General features: G+C 39.4%; 13 protein-coding genes. 4 read left to right on the forward strand and 9 right to left on the reverse strand.

The annotated features are described in order from the left end of the window. Positions 1-6389: choice-of-anchor L domain-containing protein (locus V3Z67_RS04400; protein ID WP_330442163.1), on the reverse strand; the 6389-nt coding region annotated here is incomplete at its 3' end. Positions 6390-6674: 285 nt separating this feature from the next. Here V3Z67_RS04400 and V3Z67_RS04405 point away from each other — a divergent pair. Then, positions 6675-7574 carry a NifU family protein gene (locus V3Z67_RS04405; protein ID WP_330442164.1) on the forward strand — a complete coding sequence of 300 codons (900 nt, stop codon included), beginning with the start codon at positions 6675-6677 and terminating at the stop codon, positions 7572-7574. Positions 7575-7851: 277 nt separating this feature from the next. After that, positions 7852-10041: a M3 family metallopeptidase gene (locus V3Z67_RS04410; RefSeq protein WP_330442165.1), complete on the forward strand. Its 2190-nt coding sequence runs from the start codon at positions 7852-7854 to the stop codon at positions 10039-10041. A 35-nt stretch (positions 10042-10076) separates the two neighbouring features. Here the strand turns inward: V3Z67_RS04410 and V3Z67_RS04415 are convergent, their stop codons facing one another. From V3Z67_RS04415 to V3Z67_RS04430, 4 genes are all read right to left on the reverse strand, one after another. Further along, a complete protein-coding gene (locus tag V3Z67_RS04415) occupies positions 10077-10997 on the reverse strand; it encodes a pseudouridine synthase (protein ID WP_330442166.1) in 921 nt (306 codons plus the stop codon). A gap of 25 nt (positions 10998-11022) precedes the next feature. After that, positions 11023-11943: a geranylgeranylglycerol-phosphate geranylgeranyltransferase gene (locus V3Z67_RS04420; RefSeq protein ID WP_330442167.1), complete on the reverse strand. Its 921-nt coding sequence runs from the start codon at positions 11941-11943 to the stop codon at positions 11023-11025. Positions 11944-12053: 110 nt separating this feature from the next. Next, entirely contained in the window at positions 12054-12992 is a 939-nt protein-coding gene (locus tag V3Z67_RS04425; RefSeq protein WP_330442168.1) for a mevalonate kinase family protein, read from the reverse strand. A 57-nt stretch (positions 12993-13049) separates the two neighbouring features. After that, complete coding sequence (locus V3Z67_RS04430; protein ID WP_330442169.1) at positions 13050-14135, reverse strand: diphosphomevalonate/mevalonate 3,5-bisphosphate decarboxylase family protein; 1086 nt, start codon at positions 14133-14135, stop codon at positions 13050-13052. Between the two features lie 87 nt (positions 14136-14222). Here V3Z67_RS04430 and V3Z67_RS04435 point away from each other — a divergent pair, with 87 nt between their 5' ends. After that, on the forward strand, positions 14223-14699 hold the full coding sequence (locus V3Z67_RS04435; protein ID WP_330442170.1) for a TspO/MBR family protein: 477 nt from the start codon (positions 14223-14225) through the stop codon (positions 14697-14699). 119 nt (positions 14700-14818) lie between these two features. On the opposite strand, the gene V3Z67_RS04440 is transcribed toward V3Z67_RS04435, so the two are convergent. The 3 genes from V3Z67_RS04440 to V3Z67_RS04450 all read right to left on the reverse strand — a co-directional run bounded on the left by V3Z67_RS04440 (position 14819) and on the right by V3Z67_RS04450 (position 17864). Next, the gene (locus V3Z67_RS04440) at positions 14819-16291 is read right to left on the reverse strand and encodes a nicotinate phosphoribosyltransferase (RefSeq protein WP_330442171.1); all 1473 of its coding nucleotides are present in this window, start codon (positions 16289-16291) and stop codon (positions 14819-14821) included. Then, on the reverse strand, positions 16288-17115 hold the full coding sequence (prs, locus tag V3Z67_RS04445) for a ribose-phosphate diphosphokinase (RefSeq protein WP_330442172.1): 828 nt from the start codon (positions 17113-17115) through the stop codon (positions 16288-16290). The genes V3Z67_RS04440 and prs overlap by 4 nt, the downstream gene beginning before the upstream one ends. A 65-nt stretch (positions 17116-17180) precedes the next feature. Next, a complete protein-coding gene (locus V3Z67_RS04450) occupies positions 17181-17864 on the reverse strand; it encodes an NUDIX hydrolase (RefSeq protein ID WP_330442173.1) in 684 nt (227 codons plus the stop codon). 190 nt (positions 17865-18054) lie between these two features. Between V3Z67_RS04450 and V3Z67_RS04455 the strand changes: the two genes are divergently transcribed. Beyond that, positions 18055-18750 carry a DUF4397 domain-containing protein gene (locus V3Z67_RS04455; protein WP_330442174.1) on the forward strand — a complete coding sequence of 232 codons (696 nt, stop codon included), beginning with the start codon at positions 18055-18057 and terminating at the stop codon, positions 18748-18750. 79 nt (positions 18751-18829) lie between these two features. Here the strand turns inward: V3Z67_RS04455 and V3Z67_RS04460 are convergent, their stop codons facing one another. Next, on the reverse strand, positions 18830-19429 hold the full coding sequence (locus V3Z67_RS04460) for a hypothetical protein (protein WP_330442175.1): 600 nt from the start codon (positions 19427-19429) through the stop codon (positions 18830-18832). Positions 19430-19442 lie beyond the last annotated feature (13 nt).

The raw sequence follows: 19442 nt of genomic DNA on the forward strand, positions 1-19442 counted from the left end.
TAGCTCGATGGGTTCGCAATTGGGGTAGCAGCTCCCGGCTCATAGTAGTTTACCGTATAGCCCAGTCCTACGCCAAAAGGACCTAATATTGTGTTGTCCATTACCGTAAGGTCAAACTCGGCCTGTCCGTCATTCGGTAGGGCCTCGTTACAGATCGTTAGCACCGGTGGTGTAGTAAGCGCCAGTGGCGTGTTTACATGCAGGGTGAAGGTCGCAATGCTGTAGCAGCCTGTAGCGATATCCTCTACCCTTACCCAAATCACCTGACCGTCTGCTCCGTTATAGGCTGTGGCGTTAGTGATTCTCGGTGCTCCTGCCTCAGCCGCAGCCTCGGTAGTAAAGTAATGGATCGTATAATCGGCATCCGTGCCATCCAGGGCATCAAGGATGATAGCATCATGAATGGTAAGATCGATAGCCGTTACTCCGTCCTGGTCGTTGTTGTCCTCATCACACAGGGTGATGTCTTCAAGATCCGGTAGTTGTGGGGCATCCACTACTACAAGGTCTAAGGCATAAGCCGTAGACGTATAACAGCCTGTTACCGTATTTTCAACCCTTACATAAATGGTTTGGGCATAGGCTACGTTGTTGGTATAGTTATCAGGGTTAGGGATTGGGTTTAGTCCGTTCTCTGCATCAAGAGCAGTTTCATGGAAGGTAACTGAAAGGTCTTCGCCGTTGTCTACCATATCTTCCACTAAAGCTTCAAGGTCAAACTGGGCAAAGCCGTCACCGTCAGGGTCACATACCAACAGGTCTTCTGCCGATGGGGGTACCAGTACCGGCAGCGGAGCTACCCTGATATCAAGCAGTACGATTCTGTAGCAGTCCGTGGCTTCAAAGGTTACCCTTACATAGATGGCCTCAACCGTACTCTGGTTGGTGTAAGCCTCAGGGGTAGCAATGGCATTGGTACCTGCCTCAGCATCAGCTAAAGTATGGTGGAAGGTAAGGTTAATACCGTCCTGAGTGCCGATGATCTCTTCTGTTCTGCTCGTTAGGTCAAACACTTCTGTTTCATCAGGCTGACCGTTTACTGTATTCTCATCACATAGCGTGTAGGGTGTAGGCTGGTTGGCCTGCGGTAGCGGGTGAACGATAAGTTCAAGCTCCACTACATCATAACAGCCTGTGGCGTTATTGGTGACTCTGATATACACCATACCCCCTGTGCTGGTGTAGTTACCAGGGGTGGCGATTGGAGCTGCATTGTTAGCAGCGTCATCTGCGCTCTCATGGTAGCTTACACTGTATTGGGCCGGGTCTAATAGTCCCAGTACTTCCGACTCTACCGTGGTTAGGTCAAAGATGCCTTCGCCGTCGGCATCGTCAAGACCGTTATCACACAGTCCGTAGGACTGTGGTGTGGTAGCCTCAGGGACAGGATGAACGATTAACTGTAGCTCTTCTACATCATAACATACTGTAAAGGCTGACTCTACCCTTACATATAGGGTTTGTACTCCGTTTGAGGTGAAAGCCTCAACGTTACTGTAAGCTGTTGTATTGGTGATAGCGTTACTGCCAAAGTCAGCATCATCCTGTGTTTCGTGGATTGTTACCACAACATCTCCGCCTAACTGGGCGGTGATATCGTCAATTACAGCCTGTATGTTGAATATCGCTACATCATCAAGGTTAAAGTCACATTCTTCCAATGCGTCAAGGGCCGGGGAAATCGGTGCCGGTTCCACAACAAGTGGTACCGCAACTACTCTCCAACAGCCTGTAGCCGTTACTGCTACTCTTGCGTAAATTGTAGAGTCAGGTGCTACATAAACCTGTGGCAGCTCATCTGCTGGGTCGCCTATCTCGGCTGCGCCCTGGGTAGCAAAATAGCGTACCGTCATGCCGCCCTGGAAGTTGGTTACAGCCTGGTCATGATCATGCAGTACAAAGTCGGCCTGACCCGGTACTTCCTCACAGGCATGGAATTCAGCGGCCGGGTTGGAAATTGTTGGTAGCGCATTGATGATTAAATCAAAATCATAAACGCTGTAACAACCCGTTACCGTGTTCTCTAATCGTACATAGATCGTCTCGGTAAACGGAGTGGTGTTCTGATAGGTTGCCGGATTGGCAATAACGTTGGTCGCGCTATCGGCATCGGCAAAACTCATATAGTAACTCACCGCGTAATCTACGTTACCGCCGGTGATCTCCGTGTCTTTTGTGGTTAAATCAAACTCCTCGATACCATCATTGGCATCAGGGTCGGTCTGGTCACACTGAACGTAGTTCGTGATTGGGGCTAAGATGGTGGGAAGGGGATTGATAATTACATCAAAACTATCCTCGTTATCACATGTATATGGCGCAGTACCCGAAACAGCATACACATATACTGTTTGAGAGACAGTAACAGCTTCTCCAGCATTAAGCTGTGTTCCTGTTCCGGAAGGACCGGTAAAATATGAACCGGTAGTTAAAGCCGGTAAAATATACCCGTCATTAACACATGCCTCGTATGGACCTGTAGGAAGAACTACTTCCGGTTGAGGATTAACAATAAGTTCTAAAGGAGCTACATTATAAGCCTCTGGAATTACTGTATTCTGCACTCTTATATATACAATCTCATTTGTACCTGAATAGTTTACAGTATCTGCAATTTCAGTTCCGGCTACAGCAGCCTCAGCATCGGCCTCACTATTATAATACGTTATTACATAGTTTTCAGGAGACGAAAGGTTTGCTGTAATCTGGTCTTCATATTCAGTAAGATCAAATATTTCAACATTGTCATAAGGTTGTGGCTCACAAACCGCAATAGGGTCAAGAGGATCAATTGGCACCTCACAGTCAATAACCTCTAACTGGAATTCTCTTAAAGTATAACAGTTATTAGCCGGCGACTGTACCGTTACATAAATAGTCTGACCATTAGTACCCTCATAAGTTGAAGGATTAAATATAGAGTTATTGTTATCTATATCTTCAAGTGATTCAAAATAATAGATATAATAGAATTGTAATAATGGATAACCATCACCCATTACATCATTATTTTGAGTAAGATCAAATGTTTGTGTAGGAGCATTAATATCTCCACATTGTACTAAATCAATAGGGTCGTTCATCTCAACCTCCGGTTGGAATTCAATTCTTACTGAATCTTCAAGCTGACAGTCAGGACTTGATACAAATGAAGCCAATACGGTATAAACACCCGGTTCTGTAACAAGATAAGTATCTGTATCTATAGGATCACCATCTTCATCAAGAATCAGTTCACCATCTTTTTGCCACTGATAAAGGAAGTCAGCATCTGAAGCAACAGAAAGTTCAACAGTTTCTGTTGGACATAAAGCGCCACCGTTTGCAATAGTTAAATCATCCGGAAGTACAGGTTGACCAATATTAAAACTCCCCGCCTCAAGGAATACTGCCGAATCCAGAGCGTGGTCATTTCTATCGGCAATAACTAACTTAATATGGTAAACGTTACCCGGTACCACATCTGATTCTGCTGTTAATACTACTGTCTGACCATTAAAGTCAATCGCAGCACTAGCGTTACCCGGAGCATTACCGTTATATTGCCCAAAAGAATCTACATTTTCTGAACTACATCCTGTGTTATACTGACTATCCCTAATAGATACTACAGATACAGGAGTTGTTGTACCCGGTATAAGCGCAAGGTTTGTTACAGGCCCGCTTGTAGTAACATCATTTAAGAAGAAAGCAAAAGCATCTGAGAAACTACACTGATAAGTACCATACTCTTCTGAAGCGAAAAGGAAGTTAAAACTCATATGGTCTGATATCGGTGTAAAATCAAATTCTATAATAGTAGCATCATTATAACTATTCACATTAAATCCAAGCCCCTGCATATAGGTTAAAAGCTGACCGTCACCAGTCCAACTTCCTCCGGAAAGTGTACCATCACCAGGAGGGGTATTAGTATTAGGCCCTCCAGCCTGCATTGCATTACCTGACTGAAGAATAAGACCTGACTGAATAGGGAAACTCGAGTTATTGGCTTCAAAATAGCCTATACCATTATCTGTTTGTCCAAAGTTTGGTCCAGAACTCCATGTGATATTTTCAATACCTACACAATCCACACCAATTAATATGTCTTTTACCAGCTCTGGTACCGTATATTTGCTTTGTGACACCGTAAGGAAGTTTGAAGAAGGCTGATCTATATCTATACATGTTGGACAAGCAGGAACAGGATCTGGAGTATCACTGGTTACAGAAACCTCATTTTCAAGTGGTCCTACCGTTAAGTGATAATTTTCTGGTATATCGACAATAACTTCATAGACAACAGACTCACCTGCTGCAAGAACAGGGATAGTATTATTAAGGTTACCTGTACCACTCGTACCATTCCCCGTCCAGGACATAATAGAAACCTGATATGGTTTTTGGTCATATACTACGACATTAATCGCATCACTAGGACCAGGATTGGTTACCGTTATGGTATAAATAGTTTGTGTTTCTGAAACATAAGTTGTCTGTCCGTTTGTTTTAACAGCCATAATGTTTGCTAATGGATTTGGCATAGCTGTATGGATACAGTCAGGACATGCAGGATTCGGATCCGGAGTGTCGCTGGTTACCACCACTTCATTAACAATATCTGCCGTTTGATCGAAATTGCTAGGAACAGGCATTATCAACTGATAAGTAACAACATCACCAACAGCTAATGTTGCTATAACATCCGAAAGGTCTCCTGTACCATTAGTACCGTTGTTACCTGTCCAAGTAACCGTAGTAGGATCTATACCTGCCGGAATAACATCAGAAACGTTTATATTTTGGGCTTCTGTAGGCCCCATATTTTCTACTGTAATAGTATAAACAGCATCTAAACCTGCAGTATAAGAGGTTCCTGAAGCAAGTGTTTTAGTAACTACTAAATCTGCTAAAGGAGCATCGCTATCTGTATCAACACACGCATCACATGACGGATCCGGATCAGGAGTATCGCTAGTCACAGTTGTTTCACTGGTAAGCAAACCTGTATAACCCGCAGGAACATCAAGCGTTATTGTATAAGTTACTGTTTCTCCTGCTGCAAGAGAAGCAATAGTATCGGCTAAATCAGTATTAGTACCTGATGTACCGTTATCTCCCGTCCATGAGAAGTTTGTTATTCCTGCCGGAATAGCATTATTAACCTGAACGTTTGCAGCAGCCGTAGGACCATTATTGGCTACAGTTACTGTATAAACAGAAGAAGAGCCCGGAGTATACATCTCCTGCCCGTTTGTATTTACTACTACTATATCGGCTGAAGCCGTTTCATAATCTGTATCCGAACATAACGGACAAGTACCATCTGTATCAGGACTAGTTGTTGTTGCAATTGTATTAACAGTGAATTCACCTGTAAACGCCGCCGGAACATCTACCGTTACCGTATAAGTAACTGTATCACCAGCCGCAAGCGTTCCAATAGCATCAGTCAAATCAGCTATAGTACCCGATGAACCGTTATCTCCAACCCAAGCCACAGTAGTTACCGTAGTAGGTACAACAAAAGCCACCTCTACGTTATCTGCATCTACAGTACCGTTATTAGAAACTGTAATTGTATAAACTGAAGGTGTACCAGCAGTATACACATCCTGTCCGTCGGTATTAACTACTACGATATCAGCACCTGTGTCAGGATAATCTATATCTGTACACTGCTCACATGTAGGCGTAGGATCGTCTACACCACTGTAAGTAAATGTACTTGCAATAGGATCAGTAAAACCTGCAGGAACATCAAGCGTTATTGTATATGTCACTGTTGAACCTACCGGAAGTGAAGCTATAGTATCATTCAGGTTAACGTTTGTACCTGAAGAACCGTTGTCTCCAACCCATGAAAAACCGGTAATACCGGCAGGGATAAGGTTTTCAACTTCCACATTAGCAGCGTCTTCAGGACCGTTGTTAGTAACTGTTACCGTATACACCGACTGTGCACCAGCAGTATAATTAGTTTGCCCGTCGGTATTTACAATCTCGATATCCGAATGGGAATCATAAGTAACCTGAATATCTTCAAGCTCATCTGTAAATTCACTTGGGAACTTAATATTAATAGTGTAACTAACAGTTTGGTTAACCCCTAATGTAAGGATTGTACTGTCCAGATCAACATTTGTACCCGATGTACCGTTGCTTCCTGTCCACCAGAATCTGATATACCCGTTAGGTATAGGCATAAGCCCGGGAGGAATAGCATAGTACACATGTACATTTGAAGCCGGATCAGGCCCATTATTGGTTATCGTTACCGTAAACGTAAGCGTTTCACCCTCTGTATATTCATTAGTAGGGTTCGTACTGTAAACGACTATATCCGACTGTGCATAGGTCGTTAGTGTTGCTAAGAACAAAAACGCGGTTAGTAGTAGTCTAATCATATAGCAAATTTTATGAATGATTCAAATAGTATTAATACAAATAAAACACTTTAAAAAAGTGTTATGAAAACAAAAAATCAAATATACTTATTCAATAAAAACTTAACGGTTAAATTTTGAAAAATCACAAAATTCATCAAAATTTCAACAAATATTAACTTAAAACTTCTACAAAACAAGTATAACGTTGCTTTTAATGTAACAAGCTTACTACTATTTACCCTACCCTCTTCATTTTCTTTTTTGTAATTGTTTGTACCTTTGCATTCTAAACTTCTGATAAACATGGAAAAAATAACTATAAAACCCACTCAAAACGCTGCAATTCTAAAATTTGAGTTCAGTGATTTTATCGCAAAAAGCGGCAACTTTGAATACAAGAATATCGACGAGACGGCATCGTCTCCACTGGCAAAGCAATTATTTTTCCTTCCGTTTGTAAAAACAATTTACATATCGGGAAATTTTATTGCTATCGAAAAATATTCAATAGTTGAATGGGAAGATGTACAGGACGATGTAGCATCACAAATTGAAGAATTTGTAAACAATGGCGGGGAAATCGTTAAAGAGAGTAGCGAAACACAAAAGAAAGTGCCTTCTACAGTATATGTAGAGAGTACACCAAATCCTGCAGTTTTAAAATTTGTATCTAACAAAAGACTTACCAAAACTCCGGCAGAATTCAAAAACATAGACGAAACACTTGCATCACCATTAGCAAAAGAATTATTTAAGTTTCCTTTTGTTAAGGAGGTGTTTATTGACGAGAACTATATATCTGTCACTAAGTATGCTGTTACCGAATGGGATGAAATTACAGCAGAGATCCGTTCTTTCATAAAGGTATTTATTGAAGAAGGCAAAACGGTTATCGATGAGTCATTAATTCAAAAAACTCCGCAAAGCGAAAAACAGCAGGAAGCTTATTTTGATTCGCTGGATGTAACTTCGCAACAAATCATTAACATACTGGAAGAATATGTAAAACCGGCTGTAGCAGGAGACGGTGGTAATATTGCTTTTGATTCTTATGATGAAAAAGAAAAACGTGTTAAAGTAATATTACAGGGTGCCTGTAGCGGATGCCCTTCATCAACCTTTACCCTTAAAAGCGGAATTGAGAATATGCTGAAAGATATGCTTAACGACCATGATATTAAAGTTGAAGCACTAAACGCTTAATAAAAAAATCCCGGAGTGTCCGGGATTTTTTATTTATACTCCTTATTATATTAATCTCATCATTAAACAGAAGCCTTTTTAAATTGATTTAAAAAAAACTTAATGAGTTTATAAAAGTGTATCATCTTTATAAAGGAGTCGAATCTTTTAGTATAAAATTATACAGTGATACCGTTAAAGCTGGAAAATGGATAAAAAATTAACTTGTCATTAATAATTGTTGTTTGGTAAGCCAAATTAAAATAACTTTACTTTCTGTCTAGAAAAGCATTCATTCATGAATAGGAAATCACTTTTATTTTTAAGCATAACCACCAGTATACTTATGTCATGCCAAAGAGAGAACAAAGCGGAAACCATTGGAGAGAATAATCCGCTTCTTGCCGTATATGAGACACCTTATGAAGTTCCACCGTTTGACCTTATAGAAAACAGACATTTTAAGCCTGCCGTTATGGAGGCCATTGCATTACAGCAAAACGAAATTGAGGCCATTGCAAATAACAGTTCAAAAGCCAATTTCAGTAATACAATTGAGGCACTTGAAAACTCAGGAAACCTTTTAAGAAGGGTTACCACTGTTTTTTACAACCTAAGTTCGGCAAACACTAACGATACTATACAGGCACTGGCTCAGGAAATTGCTCCCGAACTAGCTAAAAACAATGATAACGTTTACCTTAACGAAAAGCTGTTTCAAAGGATACAAACTCTATGGGACACTCAGTTAGAACTAAAACTTAACGGGGAACAAACCAAACTGCTTGAAACCAAGTACAAGGCATTTTTAAGGAATGGTGCAGCCTTAAATAAAAGCGATAAAGAAAGGCTTAGAAAAATAAATGAAGAACTATCAATACTATCACTAAAATTTGGTGATAATGTACTGGCAGAAAACAACTCATACGAACTGGTTGTTGAACATAAAAAAGACCTTGCCGGATTACCGGAAGAGCTAATTATTGCTGCAGCCGAAGAAGCCGAAGCAAAAGATAAAAAAGGAAAATGGGTATTTACACTACACAACTCAAGTGTAATGCCGTTCCTTCAGTATGCGGAAAACAGGGAAATGAGAAAAAAAATATGGAATGCCTACCAGCGTCGCGGTGATAATGGTGACAAATATGACAACAGGAGTAATGTGGTACAACTGGTAAACCTGAGAATGGAAAAAGCTAAACTGTTAGGCTACAAAAGCCATGCAGATTACATTCTTGAGGAAAGGATGGCCAAAACACCTGAAAACGTATACAAACTACTGGACCAGATATGGGAACCTGCTCTTAAAAAAGCAAAAGAAGAGGAAGCTGACATTAAAAAAATGATGGTTTCCGACGGCATTAATGACAATGTGCAGCCTTATGACTGGAGATACTATACTGAGAAGATAAGAAAACAACGCTACGACCTTGACGAGCAGGAACTGAAACCTTACTTCAGTCTTAATAACGTTAGGGAAGGCATCTTTATGGTAGCCAAAAATTTATACGGACTCGAGTTTGAGCAACTTACAGACATACCTGTATACCACAAAGATGTTACTGCATGGAAAGTAAGCGACAACATGGGCAATCATGTTGGGGTACTCTACATGGATTTCTTCCCAAGGAGTTCTAAAAGAGGTGGTGCATGGATGACATCATACAGAAAGGAAAAAATGGAGGGCGGCAACCGTGTTACCCCAATAATCTCAATAGTTTGTAACTTCTCTAAGCCGGTGGGTAATAACCCTGCCCTGCTTACTTTTGACGAGACTACTACGTTTTTCCATGAGTTTGGACATGCATTACACGGATTACTTTCTAACGTAACTTATGAAAGCCTTTCGGGAACCAGTGTATATACTGATTTTGTAGAACTGCCTTCACAGATTATGGAAAACTGGGCTGCCGAACCGGAAGTATTAAAAATGTATGCTAAGCATTACAAAACCGGCGAAGTGATTCCTGATGAGCTTATAGAAAAACTACAGCAGGCAGCAGCATTTGACCAGGGGTTTGCTACAGTAGAATATCTGGCAGCCTCTTACCTTGATATGGACTACCACTCTTTAACCGAACCATTAAACCAAAATGTGGTACCGTTTGAAGAGGAATCAATGAAAAAGATAGGATTACCTAATGCTATAATACCACGCTACAGAAGTACCTACTTCAATCATATTTTTAGTGGTGGATATTCTGCAGGGTATTACAGCTATATATGGTCGGGTGTATTAGATACCGATGCATTTGAAGCCTTTAAGAGCACTTCTCTTTTTGATGAGAAAACTGCAAGGTCATTCAAAATGAACATACTTGAAAGAGGTGGTACTGCCGACCCGATGATACTATACAAACAGTTTAGGGGTGCAGAACCTTCTATAGAACCGCTACTTAGAAAACGCGGACTGGAGGGTAACAAACAACCTGCTGAAAAAGTAGAATTTAATGTAAAGCCGGACAACGAAAATTTAGATGAGTTTTAACCATAAAAAAAGCCCTGCAAATACAGGGCTTTTTTTTATTTTATATTCTTAAGGTTTATAATTTCCTGTTCTGTAAGGAATCTCCAAATACCTCTTGGTAAATTCTTTTTAGTTAACCCGGCATAAGAAACACGGTCTACTTTAAGCACATCATAATTAAAGCTCTCAAAAATAGCTCTAACTACCTTCACATTTTGTGTTCTTAGTTTTATACCTATTTCTGTTTTTGGCTGATTCTCGATATAGCTTATTTCATCTATCATAAGCCTGTGGTTATCTAAAGTAACACCGCCTGCTATCTTTTCAAAGTCTTCAAACTTAAGGTTACGGTCTAACGACACCTGATAGATTTTAAATGACTTTTGGTTAGGCAGGCTAAACTTACGGATCATATCGGTATCATTCGTAAATATAAGCAGTCCTGTAGTGTTTTTATCCATTCTGCCCACTGGTTGTATATTGGCCTTTGTAGCCATACGAACCAACTCCATAACATTACGCATATCTTTACCCTCATCACCTGTTGTGGCAAAGTTTTTAGGCTTATTAAGCAGTAAGTATTCTTTTTTCTCCGGTGTAATGGTCGTACCGTCAAACTCTACTTTATCGTTAAGTTTTACTTTGTAACCCATTTCGGTAACTACCTGACCGTTTACTTTTACATTACCCGAGCTGATGTATAAATCGGCATCCCTGCGCGAGCACATCCCTGAGTTTGCAATATATTTATTTAAACGAAGCTCATCTGAAGGCTTAGCAGCCTTAGGTGTAGCCGGTGTTTTTTTCTCAAATTTATCGTAAGGCTTACTACCGTATGGCTTTTTATTACCAAAACCCGGCTTATCAAATGATGGTTTTCCGCTATTGCTTCCCGGACGCGAATTATTACCGCCCGTTTTCTTCCTGTCATTGCCCCCCTTACCGGATGCATTGCCTCTCCTGTTATTGTTATTCATCTGATTATTTTTTGCAAAGATAGAATTAAATCACTGATAAAAGCTTCCTACCGTGAACTAAAACAGAAGGATCTATAAGTACGATACAGAAAACCCCCGAAACAATTAGGAATTTAAGTACATTGTGCAGCAGCAGATAGTCTTTATGCGTTTGGGATTTCCATAGTTTTAAAAGGAAATAAACAATAAAAATCATCCCTCCGTAAAAGTAAAGATCCATATACCCTACATCATACACTTCTATTAAAAGAAACACAGGTATAACGGTTAAAAGCGTAAGTCCCATTATAAGATACTTAGCCGCTTTCTCACCATACAAAACAGGGATTGTTTTATAGTCGGCAACTAAGTCGCCTTTTATATTCTCCAGATCTTTAATTATTTCACGAATAAGTATAAGCAGGTATAAAAAGGAAGCATGGGCAAAAATTACCTGATAAAAATTTTTGAAGTACATTAGTATACCAAAAAAGGGAAGTACAGCTAACAAAGCAGCTGTTAGGTTACCTATCACAGCATATTTTTTAAGCTTGTGCGAATAAAACCATATCAGGAAAATATAACCCGAGAAAAAGAAAGCCGCACGCCATGATACCACAAATGCAATAAGGGTTGCCAATATGTTAAGGGTAAAGTAAACCTTTAGTTTGGTTTGTTGGCTCACCAGCCTGTCCAGCATTGACTTTTTAGGACGGTTAATAAGGTCCTTTTGAGCATCATAAAAGTTATTGATAATATAGCCCGATGCTATAGTTAGCGTGGAAGCCAATACTATTAGGAAAAGGTTTAAATCCAGAATAACATCAAGTGCACGCTCATTGGGTGCTAATATAAATATAGCCGAAAGGTATTGAGCTAAAGCAATAACAGGAATGTTATAGCCACGCACCACAGAAAACAAGCTGAGAACTTTCATCAGAGTTAATCTTGCTTTCCTTGACGCCATAGTTATTATTGGTTTTTATATTAAACTTACTTAAAGATGCAAATATCGCTTCGATATGTAAATATAAAAACGTAAAGATTTACTTATAAAGATTTTAGCATTTTTTTGGTTTAAAACTGATAAACCACTTCCAACTTGTGTCCTTTTAAGGATTCTTTAGCCTTATCTATGTTTTCGGTAAAACCAAGTATGTAGCCTCCGCCACCTGATCCGCAAAGTTTCAGGTAGTAGTCGTTTGATTCAATACCTTTTTGCCATAACTCATGGAATCCTTCCGGAATCATAGGCTTAAAGTTATTGAACACCACTTTGGAAAGTTCTTTAGTATTATTGATAAGCGATTTTACATCGCCGTGTAAGAAGTTTTCAATACAGGCATCAGTATATTTAAGGAACTGTGTTTTGATCATATTACGGAAACCTTTATCCTTTAGGCTCTCCATAAAAATCTGCACCATTGGTGCGGTTTCCTTAACTATACCCGAATCCAGTAAAAATACCGCTCCCTTACCTTCAAGGTTTTGCATTGGGATACCGGTAGCCTCAACGTTATCATGAGAATTGATAAGTATAGGCAGGCTCAGGTAACTGTTTAAAGGATCTAACCCTGAACTTGTACCATGGAAATACGATTCCATTTTACTAAATATCTTTTTAAGCTGCATTAGCTTTTCACGGGTTAGGTTTTCCAGTACCGTGATTTTATCGTTGGCATACTGGTCGTAAATCGCTGCTACTAATGCACCGCTACTCCCTATACCATATCCCTGCGGGATGCTTGAGTCAAAATACAGTCCGGCCTCTACGTTACGGTTTAGGCTTTCAATATCAAAAGTAACCAGCCCCGGCTCTTCCTGCTGCATCTCTTCAAGATACGCAACAAAGCCCTTAAGCTTCTCATTCGATTTTTTCGCAAGTTCAGTATTGGTATCAGTCAGCCTTAACCCTCCGTTATAAAAGTTATAAGGAATAGCAAGCCCCTTAGAGCCCTTGTTGATACCATGTTCTCCAAAAAGAAGTATTTTCGAATAAAATAAAGGTCCTTTCATAAGGATGTATTTTTATTAAAGATAATTAAAAAACCTCAGATTTCCTAAAATATTGTCTTAAGCTATCTGTTGCGCTCCATTACCAATTTCGTCGCAAATGTACTGACTGTTTTGACAATAGACAACTAATTCATTCTTAATAAATTCCAAAACTTTAACTTTATCGTTTTCAGGATACAGCACATGCACATTAGCACCTGCATCGAGCGTAAAGCATACAGGAATGTTTGTTTTATTTCTAAACTTCCATATCCTGTTTATTATCTCCAGCGTGTTAGGCTTCATCAGTATAAAATATGGCATAGATGTCATCATCATACTGTGTAGCGTTAACGCCTCACTTTCGGTTATTTTTATAAAAGTATCAAGATCTCCCCCTACTAAAGCATCTTTAAGGTTTGAAAGGTTTTCATGCGCCTGGGCAAAACGCTGCTGTGCAAACGGATGACCGTGCATAAGCTCATGCCCTACGGTGCTCGACACCTGTTTTTCTCCTTTATCTACCAGCAGGATAGTATCCTGATAGTTTTTAAAGTTGTCATGTAATACATACGGAAATTCAACCCCATACAGATTTGTACTTTCGGCAAAATCACGATGCTCGCCCCACTCTACTACATTACCTTTTACACTCCTACAAGCACTCCCCGACCCTAAACGGGCAAGAAAAGAAGCCTTAGCATAAAAATAGGCATCGTCCATTTGAGGATTTAACTGTTTTTCCAAACTCATAAAGTTCATGGCAAGAGCTGCCATACCTGAAGCAGACGAAGCGATACCCGAACTGTGCGGAAAGGTGTTTTGGGTATCGATTACAAAATGATACTCTTTTAAAAACGGAAGATACTGCTCTGTTCTTTGAAGGAACTTTTCAATTTTAGGTCGGAAATCGGGCTTTGACTGACCTTCAAAAAGTAAATCGAAAGAAAAAGCACCGTTGTTTTCCTTTTTATCAAATTTCAGCTTAGTAATTGTTTTGCAGTTATTAAGCGTAAAACTTACCGACGGGTTAGCCGGTATTTGGTTCTCCTTTTTGCCCCAGTACTTAACAAGAGCTATGTTACTGGGAGCACTCCACTCAAAATTGCCGTTTTGTACAAAAGAAGTATAGTTTGCAGGAATAAAATCCTTTTCCGATAGCATATCATAAAATTTATGCAAAGATAGCTTTTTATGGAAATATATTTTTTCTGTTTTATTAACTTTGGGTGCGAACCAACCAAAAATACGATGAATCGAATCGGAAAAATTATTCTGCTGGTCTTTCTATGCCTCGCTGTAGGTTATCTGGCATCTATTGTAACCCGCGAAAGTGTTGACACCTGGTACCCTACACTGGAGAAACCTTCGTTTAATCCGCCCAACTGGCTTTTTATGCCGGTATGGACATTTTTATATGTTATAATGGGTGTGGCAGGAGCCTTAGTTTGGGATAAACTGGACGAAAAAGAAGAAACCGTTAAAAAAGGACTTACCTACTTTTTTATCCAGCTGGCACTTAACATGCTGTGGTCCTATTTGTTTTTCGGACTTAAAAATCCGTTACTGGCACTTATAGAGATTATACTGCTGTGGCTATTTATATATGAGACCGTAGCTCAGTTTAACAAAGTAAGCAAAGTAGCAACTTACCTGTTTATACCTTACATGCTTTGGGTAAGCTTTGCAGCTATACTTAATGCCTCTATTTGGTGGCTTAATAAATAAAATAAAGGCTGTATTAAAATCATTATTTTGACGACAGGAAAAACCTCAGGCTTATTGACCTGAGATTCTTCATTTCACTGCTTTACATTCAGAATGACATTTTAATACAGCCTTTTTTATTATATGGTATCAACAGCAGTTTTTGCTTTTACGCGTTCCCTTAGCTCTGCCAGTGTTGTTTCTTTTAGCAATTTCCCATCTCTGAAAACTTCCTTAAGCTCTCCGTTTTTTTCTTCTTCTCTACTCACCTGGTCTTTTAAACTATATTTCCCATCTGCAAGTTCTATTTTCATAAGGCCTTTAGCCGATTTTTTGGTTCCGTCATCGGTCACAGGATCTTTAAATATCTCCCTGCCTTCTCCGTTTACTTCACCATAAGTTGCTTTCATAGCAAAACCAAAGGTATCCCTTGTATTGTACTGATAAGTAAATGACCCTATACCCAACACCACATTGGTAGAGGCAAATCCTTTTTGCTTAAGCCTTTCACAAATTTCGGCAGCCCTTTCCAGCGTAATACTATCGCCATAAATAGCACCTATTTGCGGTATAAGTTCTTTATAACCTTTACTATTTACAGTACCTCCAAAAATATCCCAAAGCAGCTCAACCACTCCTTTTCTTTCAGCTTCGGTTGTACCGTTAGGGTTACCACATAAAATGTCGGCAGGATCACCACTATCAGGTCTTACAACCACTTTACCTTCCCTATTATCTATTTCATTTTTAAGTCTTGGCAGGTAGTCCTGAAGCACTTTCCATAAATCCCAGGTATCAGACACTATAGACACTATCCCTTTAGGATACACATCACATATCAGCCTTTTAAAGGTTTCATATTCTCCTTCATTTGTACCCATACACATTACAGAATGTTCGGTAGCAGCAACAGACCCACCAATAAGTTCTTTATCTGAATCGGCATTATAGTATTCCTCAAGGAAATCAATTGCCGGAATGGTATCGGTACCCGTAAAGCTAAGCAGGTGCCCTGCAGCCGAAGTTACCGCAGCTTCCACTCCGCCCATACCTCTCATAGAGAAGTCGTGTGCCTGCCAGTTTACCAGCTCTTCAAGAGTTGATGTTTCGGCAGCATACCTGTCCAGTATCTTCCTGTATTCCCTTGCTATTGTAGCCGAATTACATGGCAACCATACCACGGCAGAAAGCAGTGTTTCAAAATAATTGGTTAACCAGAAAAACTCGGGCATGGTATTGTACATGGTAAACATAGGTACACGAAGTGGAACAGAAGCCCCTTCGGGTAATGCCTTAAACACCATAGGGATATAACCCAAATCATGTAATGCTTCTATATGGGCAGTACCTACCTGGTTTTCCCCAAGATAATTATTTATTCTCCTTGCATATTTTTTTACCACCTCTTCTTTTGGTTTTCCAAAAAAGTACTGGTTAAAATCTTCTATAACATATTTTTTTATGAAATACTGCAACCCGAAAAACACTACCTCATCTACTGCCTGTATCCTTGATTTTCTTGGTGTCCAGTTAGAGTATACCATTGTTGTTCCCTGTGGGTACTGTCTTCTGTGGTCTACTTTATAGCCGTCTGTTAATAATAATGGGTTCATAGCGCTAGTTTTATTTGTTCAACATTAGGGTTATCAATATCGGTGAAAGAATCAGTAGTAAATATTTTGGCAAAGGCATCGCCAAACACCTCAAATCCTTTACTGAAAATACCATGGCTCACTGCCAGATACAGCCTTCCGCCATTTTTCTCTTTTAATGCCTGTGCCAGCCCTGTAAAAGTACCTCCGCCGTCACAAATATCATCTACAATAAGGCAATCGGCTCCGGCAAGATCATCTTCATACACTTTGAATCCTGACAATTTACCGGTTTTTACATCCCTGCTCTTACTGCACTCCACTACCTCAACACCGCCAAGGTATTCCGACAGTTTATACACTTTTTTAAGTGCACCACCATCGGGAGAAATCAGTTTTACATCATTACCTATCCTGTTTATTACCTCTTTTATATAAGCATGGTTTGATATTACCTCACAGTTATTCAAAAGTGACGGAGTAACATCAGAATGCGGATCGAATACCATTACTTTATCAAACTGCATGTTATTAATAATATCGGCATATACTTTTACCGTTAGTGGCTCTCCTGCTACCATTAACCTGTCCTGGCGTGCTGCCGGAAAATAAGGTACAAAGAGATTAAGCTTATCTACTCCCATTCTTTTAAGGGCATCTGTAGCAACGGCAAGCAGGCCTAAGTCGTTAAACGATTTTATGCGTTGCGTGATAGTCACGGTTTCATTAACGTCAAAATCGGGCTCAATTTTAATGTGTGGTTCTCCGCCATAAAAGGTAAAAGCCTTAAAGCTTATTTCCTTCCCTGTAAGCGGACTAAAGGTATTGTCTAAATTAAGTATCATGTTTGCGTTATTTTTACACAAAGTTATAAAAGTAAAGTTTTCCAGCAAAATATTTTGTGTAATTTTTACGCAAATTTTATTTCAAACAGGAAACCTTCTTTTTCAAGAGCTTTGTACTTATGGCTGTTAAAACGGAAAAGACGTGCCGGACGGCCTGTTTTCTTTTCGGCAAACCTATCAGTCTCTTCAACAATATCAAAGCTTAATATTTTTTTCCTGAAGTTGCGCCTGTCTATCTCTTTTTCTAAAATAGTACAGTACAGGTTCTCTAGGTCTGAGAAAAGAAACTCTTTAGGCAATAAATCAAAACCAACCGGTTGATAGGTAAGTTTGGATTTAAGCCTTTCAATAGCAGTTTGCAGAATAAGATTATGGTCAAAGACTAATTGTGGCACTTCCTTAATAGGGAACCACTGCACCTTATCGGCATCAGTATCGGCTTTTATATTGGTTTTAGAAGAATCTATCAAAGCAAAATAAGCAACAGATATTACCCGGTTCCTGGAATCCCTATGCAAATCATCGCCAAAGGTATACAGCTGCTCCATGTAGTTTACCTCAACGTTGGTTTCCTCCTTCAATTCACGAGTTACCGCGTCCATAAGCGATTCCTTGTCTTTAACGAGCCCTCCAGGCAAGGCCCAATAGGATTTTTGTCCGGCAAATTTTTGCTGTATTAGTAATACATACAATGTATTTTGCCGGTACCCGAAAACTACTGCATCTACTGCTACCTTTATATCCTGCATATGTTTATTGTATTATTTACACAAAACTACAAAATATACTACTATATTAAAATCATGTTAAAACAGACATCTTTAACACCTATTAAACGCAACCTTAGTACAGTGCAAGCGTCTAATTAATAAACTAAAACCCTACAAACCATAAACTTATCCTGAAAAAATTATATTAGGTTAAATAAATTGTGTGATTATGAAAGCGAAATTTTTAAAATCCTTACTGCTACTTCTTCCGGTTTTAGCTTTTATAGGCTGTAATACGGATGACGACTATTATTACTATTACCCCGACCCAAATGTGTCGCTGGGTATGATTGCCAATGCCAGCCCCGACTCCGGTGATTTGTTTTTTTATGCCGATGCCAACAGTATAAACAGTACTGCCTTAAACTATCCAAATGCTGCCGGCTACTATAACTTTTATTTAGGCGACCGTACCTTCAGTATACAGGATGCCGCTGGTAACGAACTTGCCACTGCAGACAAAACTCTTGAGGCAGGTACTTTTTTTAGTGTATTTGCCGTAAATACTTTTGCCAATATAGAACTGGTGGTGTATGATGATGTATTAGAGTATCCTTCTACCGCCGATAAATCGATGGTACGTTTTATTAATCTCTCACCCGATGCTCCTGCTATAGGCGTTAACCTACAGGATAATGAACTGGCAAGTGGTATTGAGTTTAAACAGACAACTGATTTTATTGAGATTGACAGCGGTACCCATACCCTTACTTTTACCAACCCAAACGGAGAAGTACTGTACACTTATGCCGATGTTAACTTTACACCTAAAAGTATTTATACTATTTACACCAAAGGTTACGTTACCCCACCAGATGGTAGTAATGACAGTTTTAGTACCCGAAGAATAAAAAACTGGAACTAACTTAAACATTAATCATTTATACAAAAAGCCCCTTCCAAAAAGAAGGGGCTTTTTCACATAATATAATATACCTAAGCAGTTAATTTTTCAGGATAACAAACCAGTCCCAATCGGCAGGGTCTCCCACACCTACACTAGGTGTGTATAAAAACAGGCTAACTTTTGATTCAGGGTTACTGTGTCTGTATTCCTTTACCACAGCCAGATTATTTACCGATGTCCATATAGCATCATAATCAATCTCTGATAAAAATGGTGAAGTTGCAGGTTCATCAACAGATACTAAAACAAAATCTGATTCATCCGGTTGGGAAACAGGATTATTTATAGTAGAAAATGTTTCCGCTGCATCAATACTTTCAGGATATGTCATCTCACCCATACCGGCCCAAACTATGCCTCCTGCAAAAACGGGTTGAGATACTTCCTCATATATAAGTGTAATATCACCAAAATCACCCGGCGGATTATAATCATAAACCAAAGTAAAGGCATCATCCTCAGGAAAAGTAAGTTCCTTGCCTCCTTCAAAAGTATTAGTAAGTAGGTCAACTTTTAGCAATACAACTTTGTTCCCTACAGGTAATTGATTATCATCCCCGACAGCCTGATTCTCAGAATCATCAGAACAAGCCGTAAAAAAGGCTAAAAAACATAAAAGTAAAAGTGATTTTTCCATAACATACAATTGA

It is taken from the genome of Flavobacterium sp. C4GT6 (assembly GCF_036347315.1).
Classification (GTDB): domain Bacteria; phylum Bacteroidota; class Bacteroidia; order Flavobacteriales; family Flavobacteriaceae; genus Flavobacterium.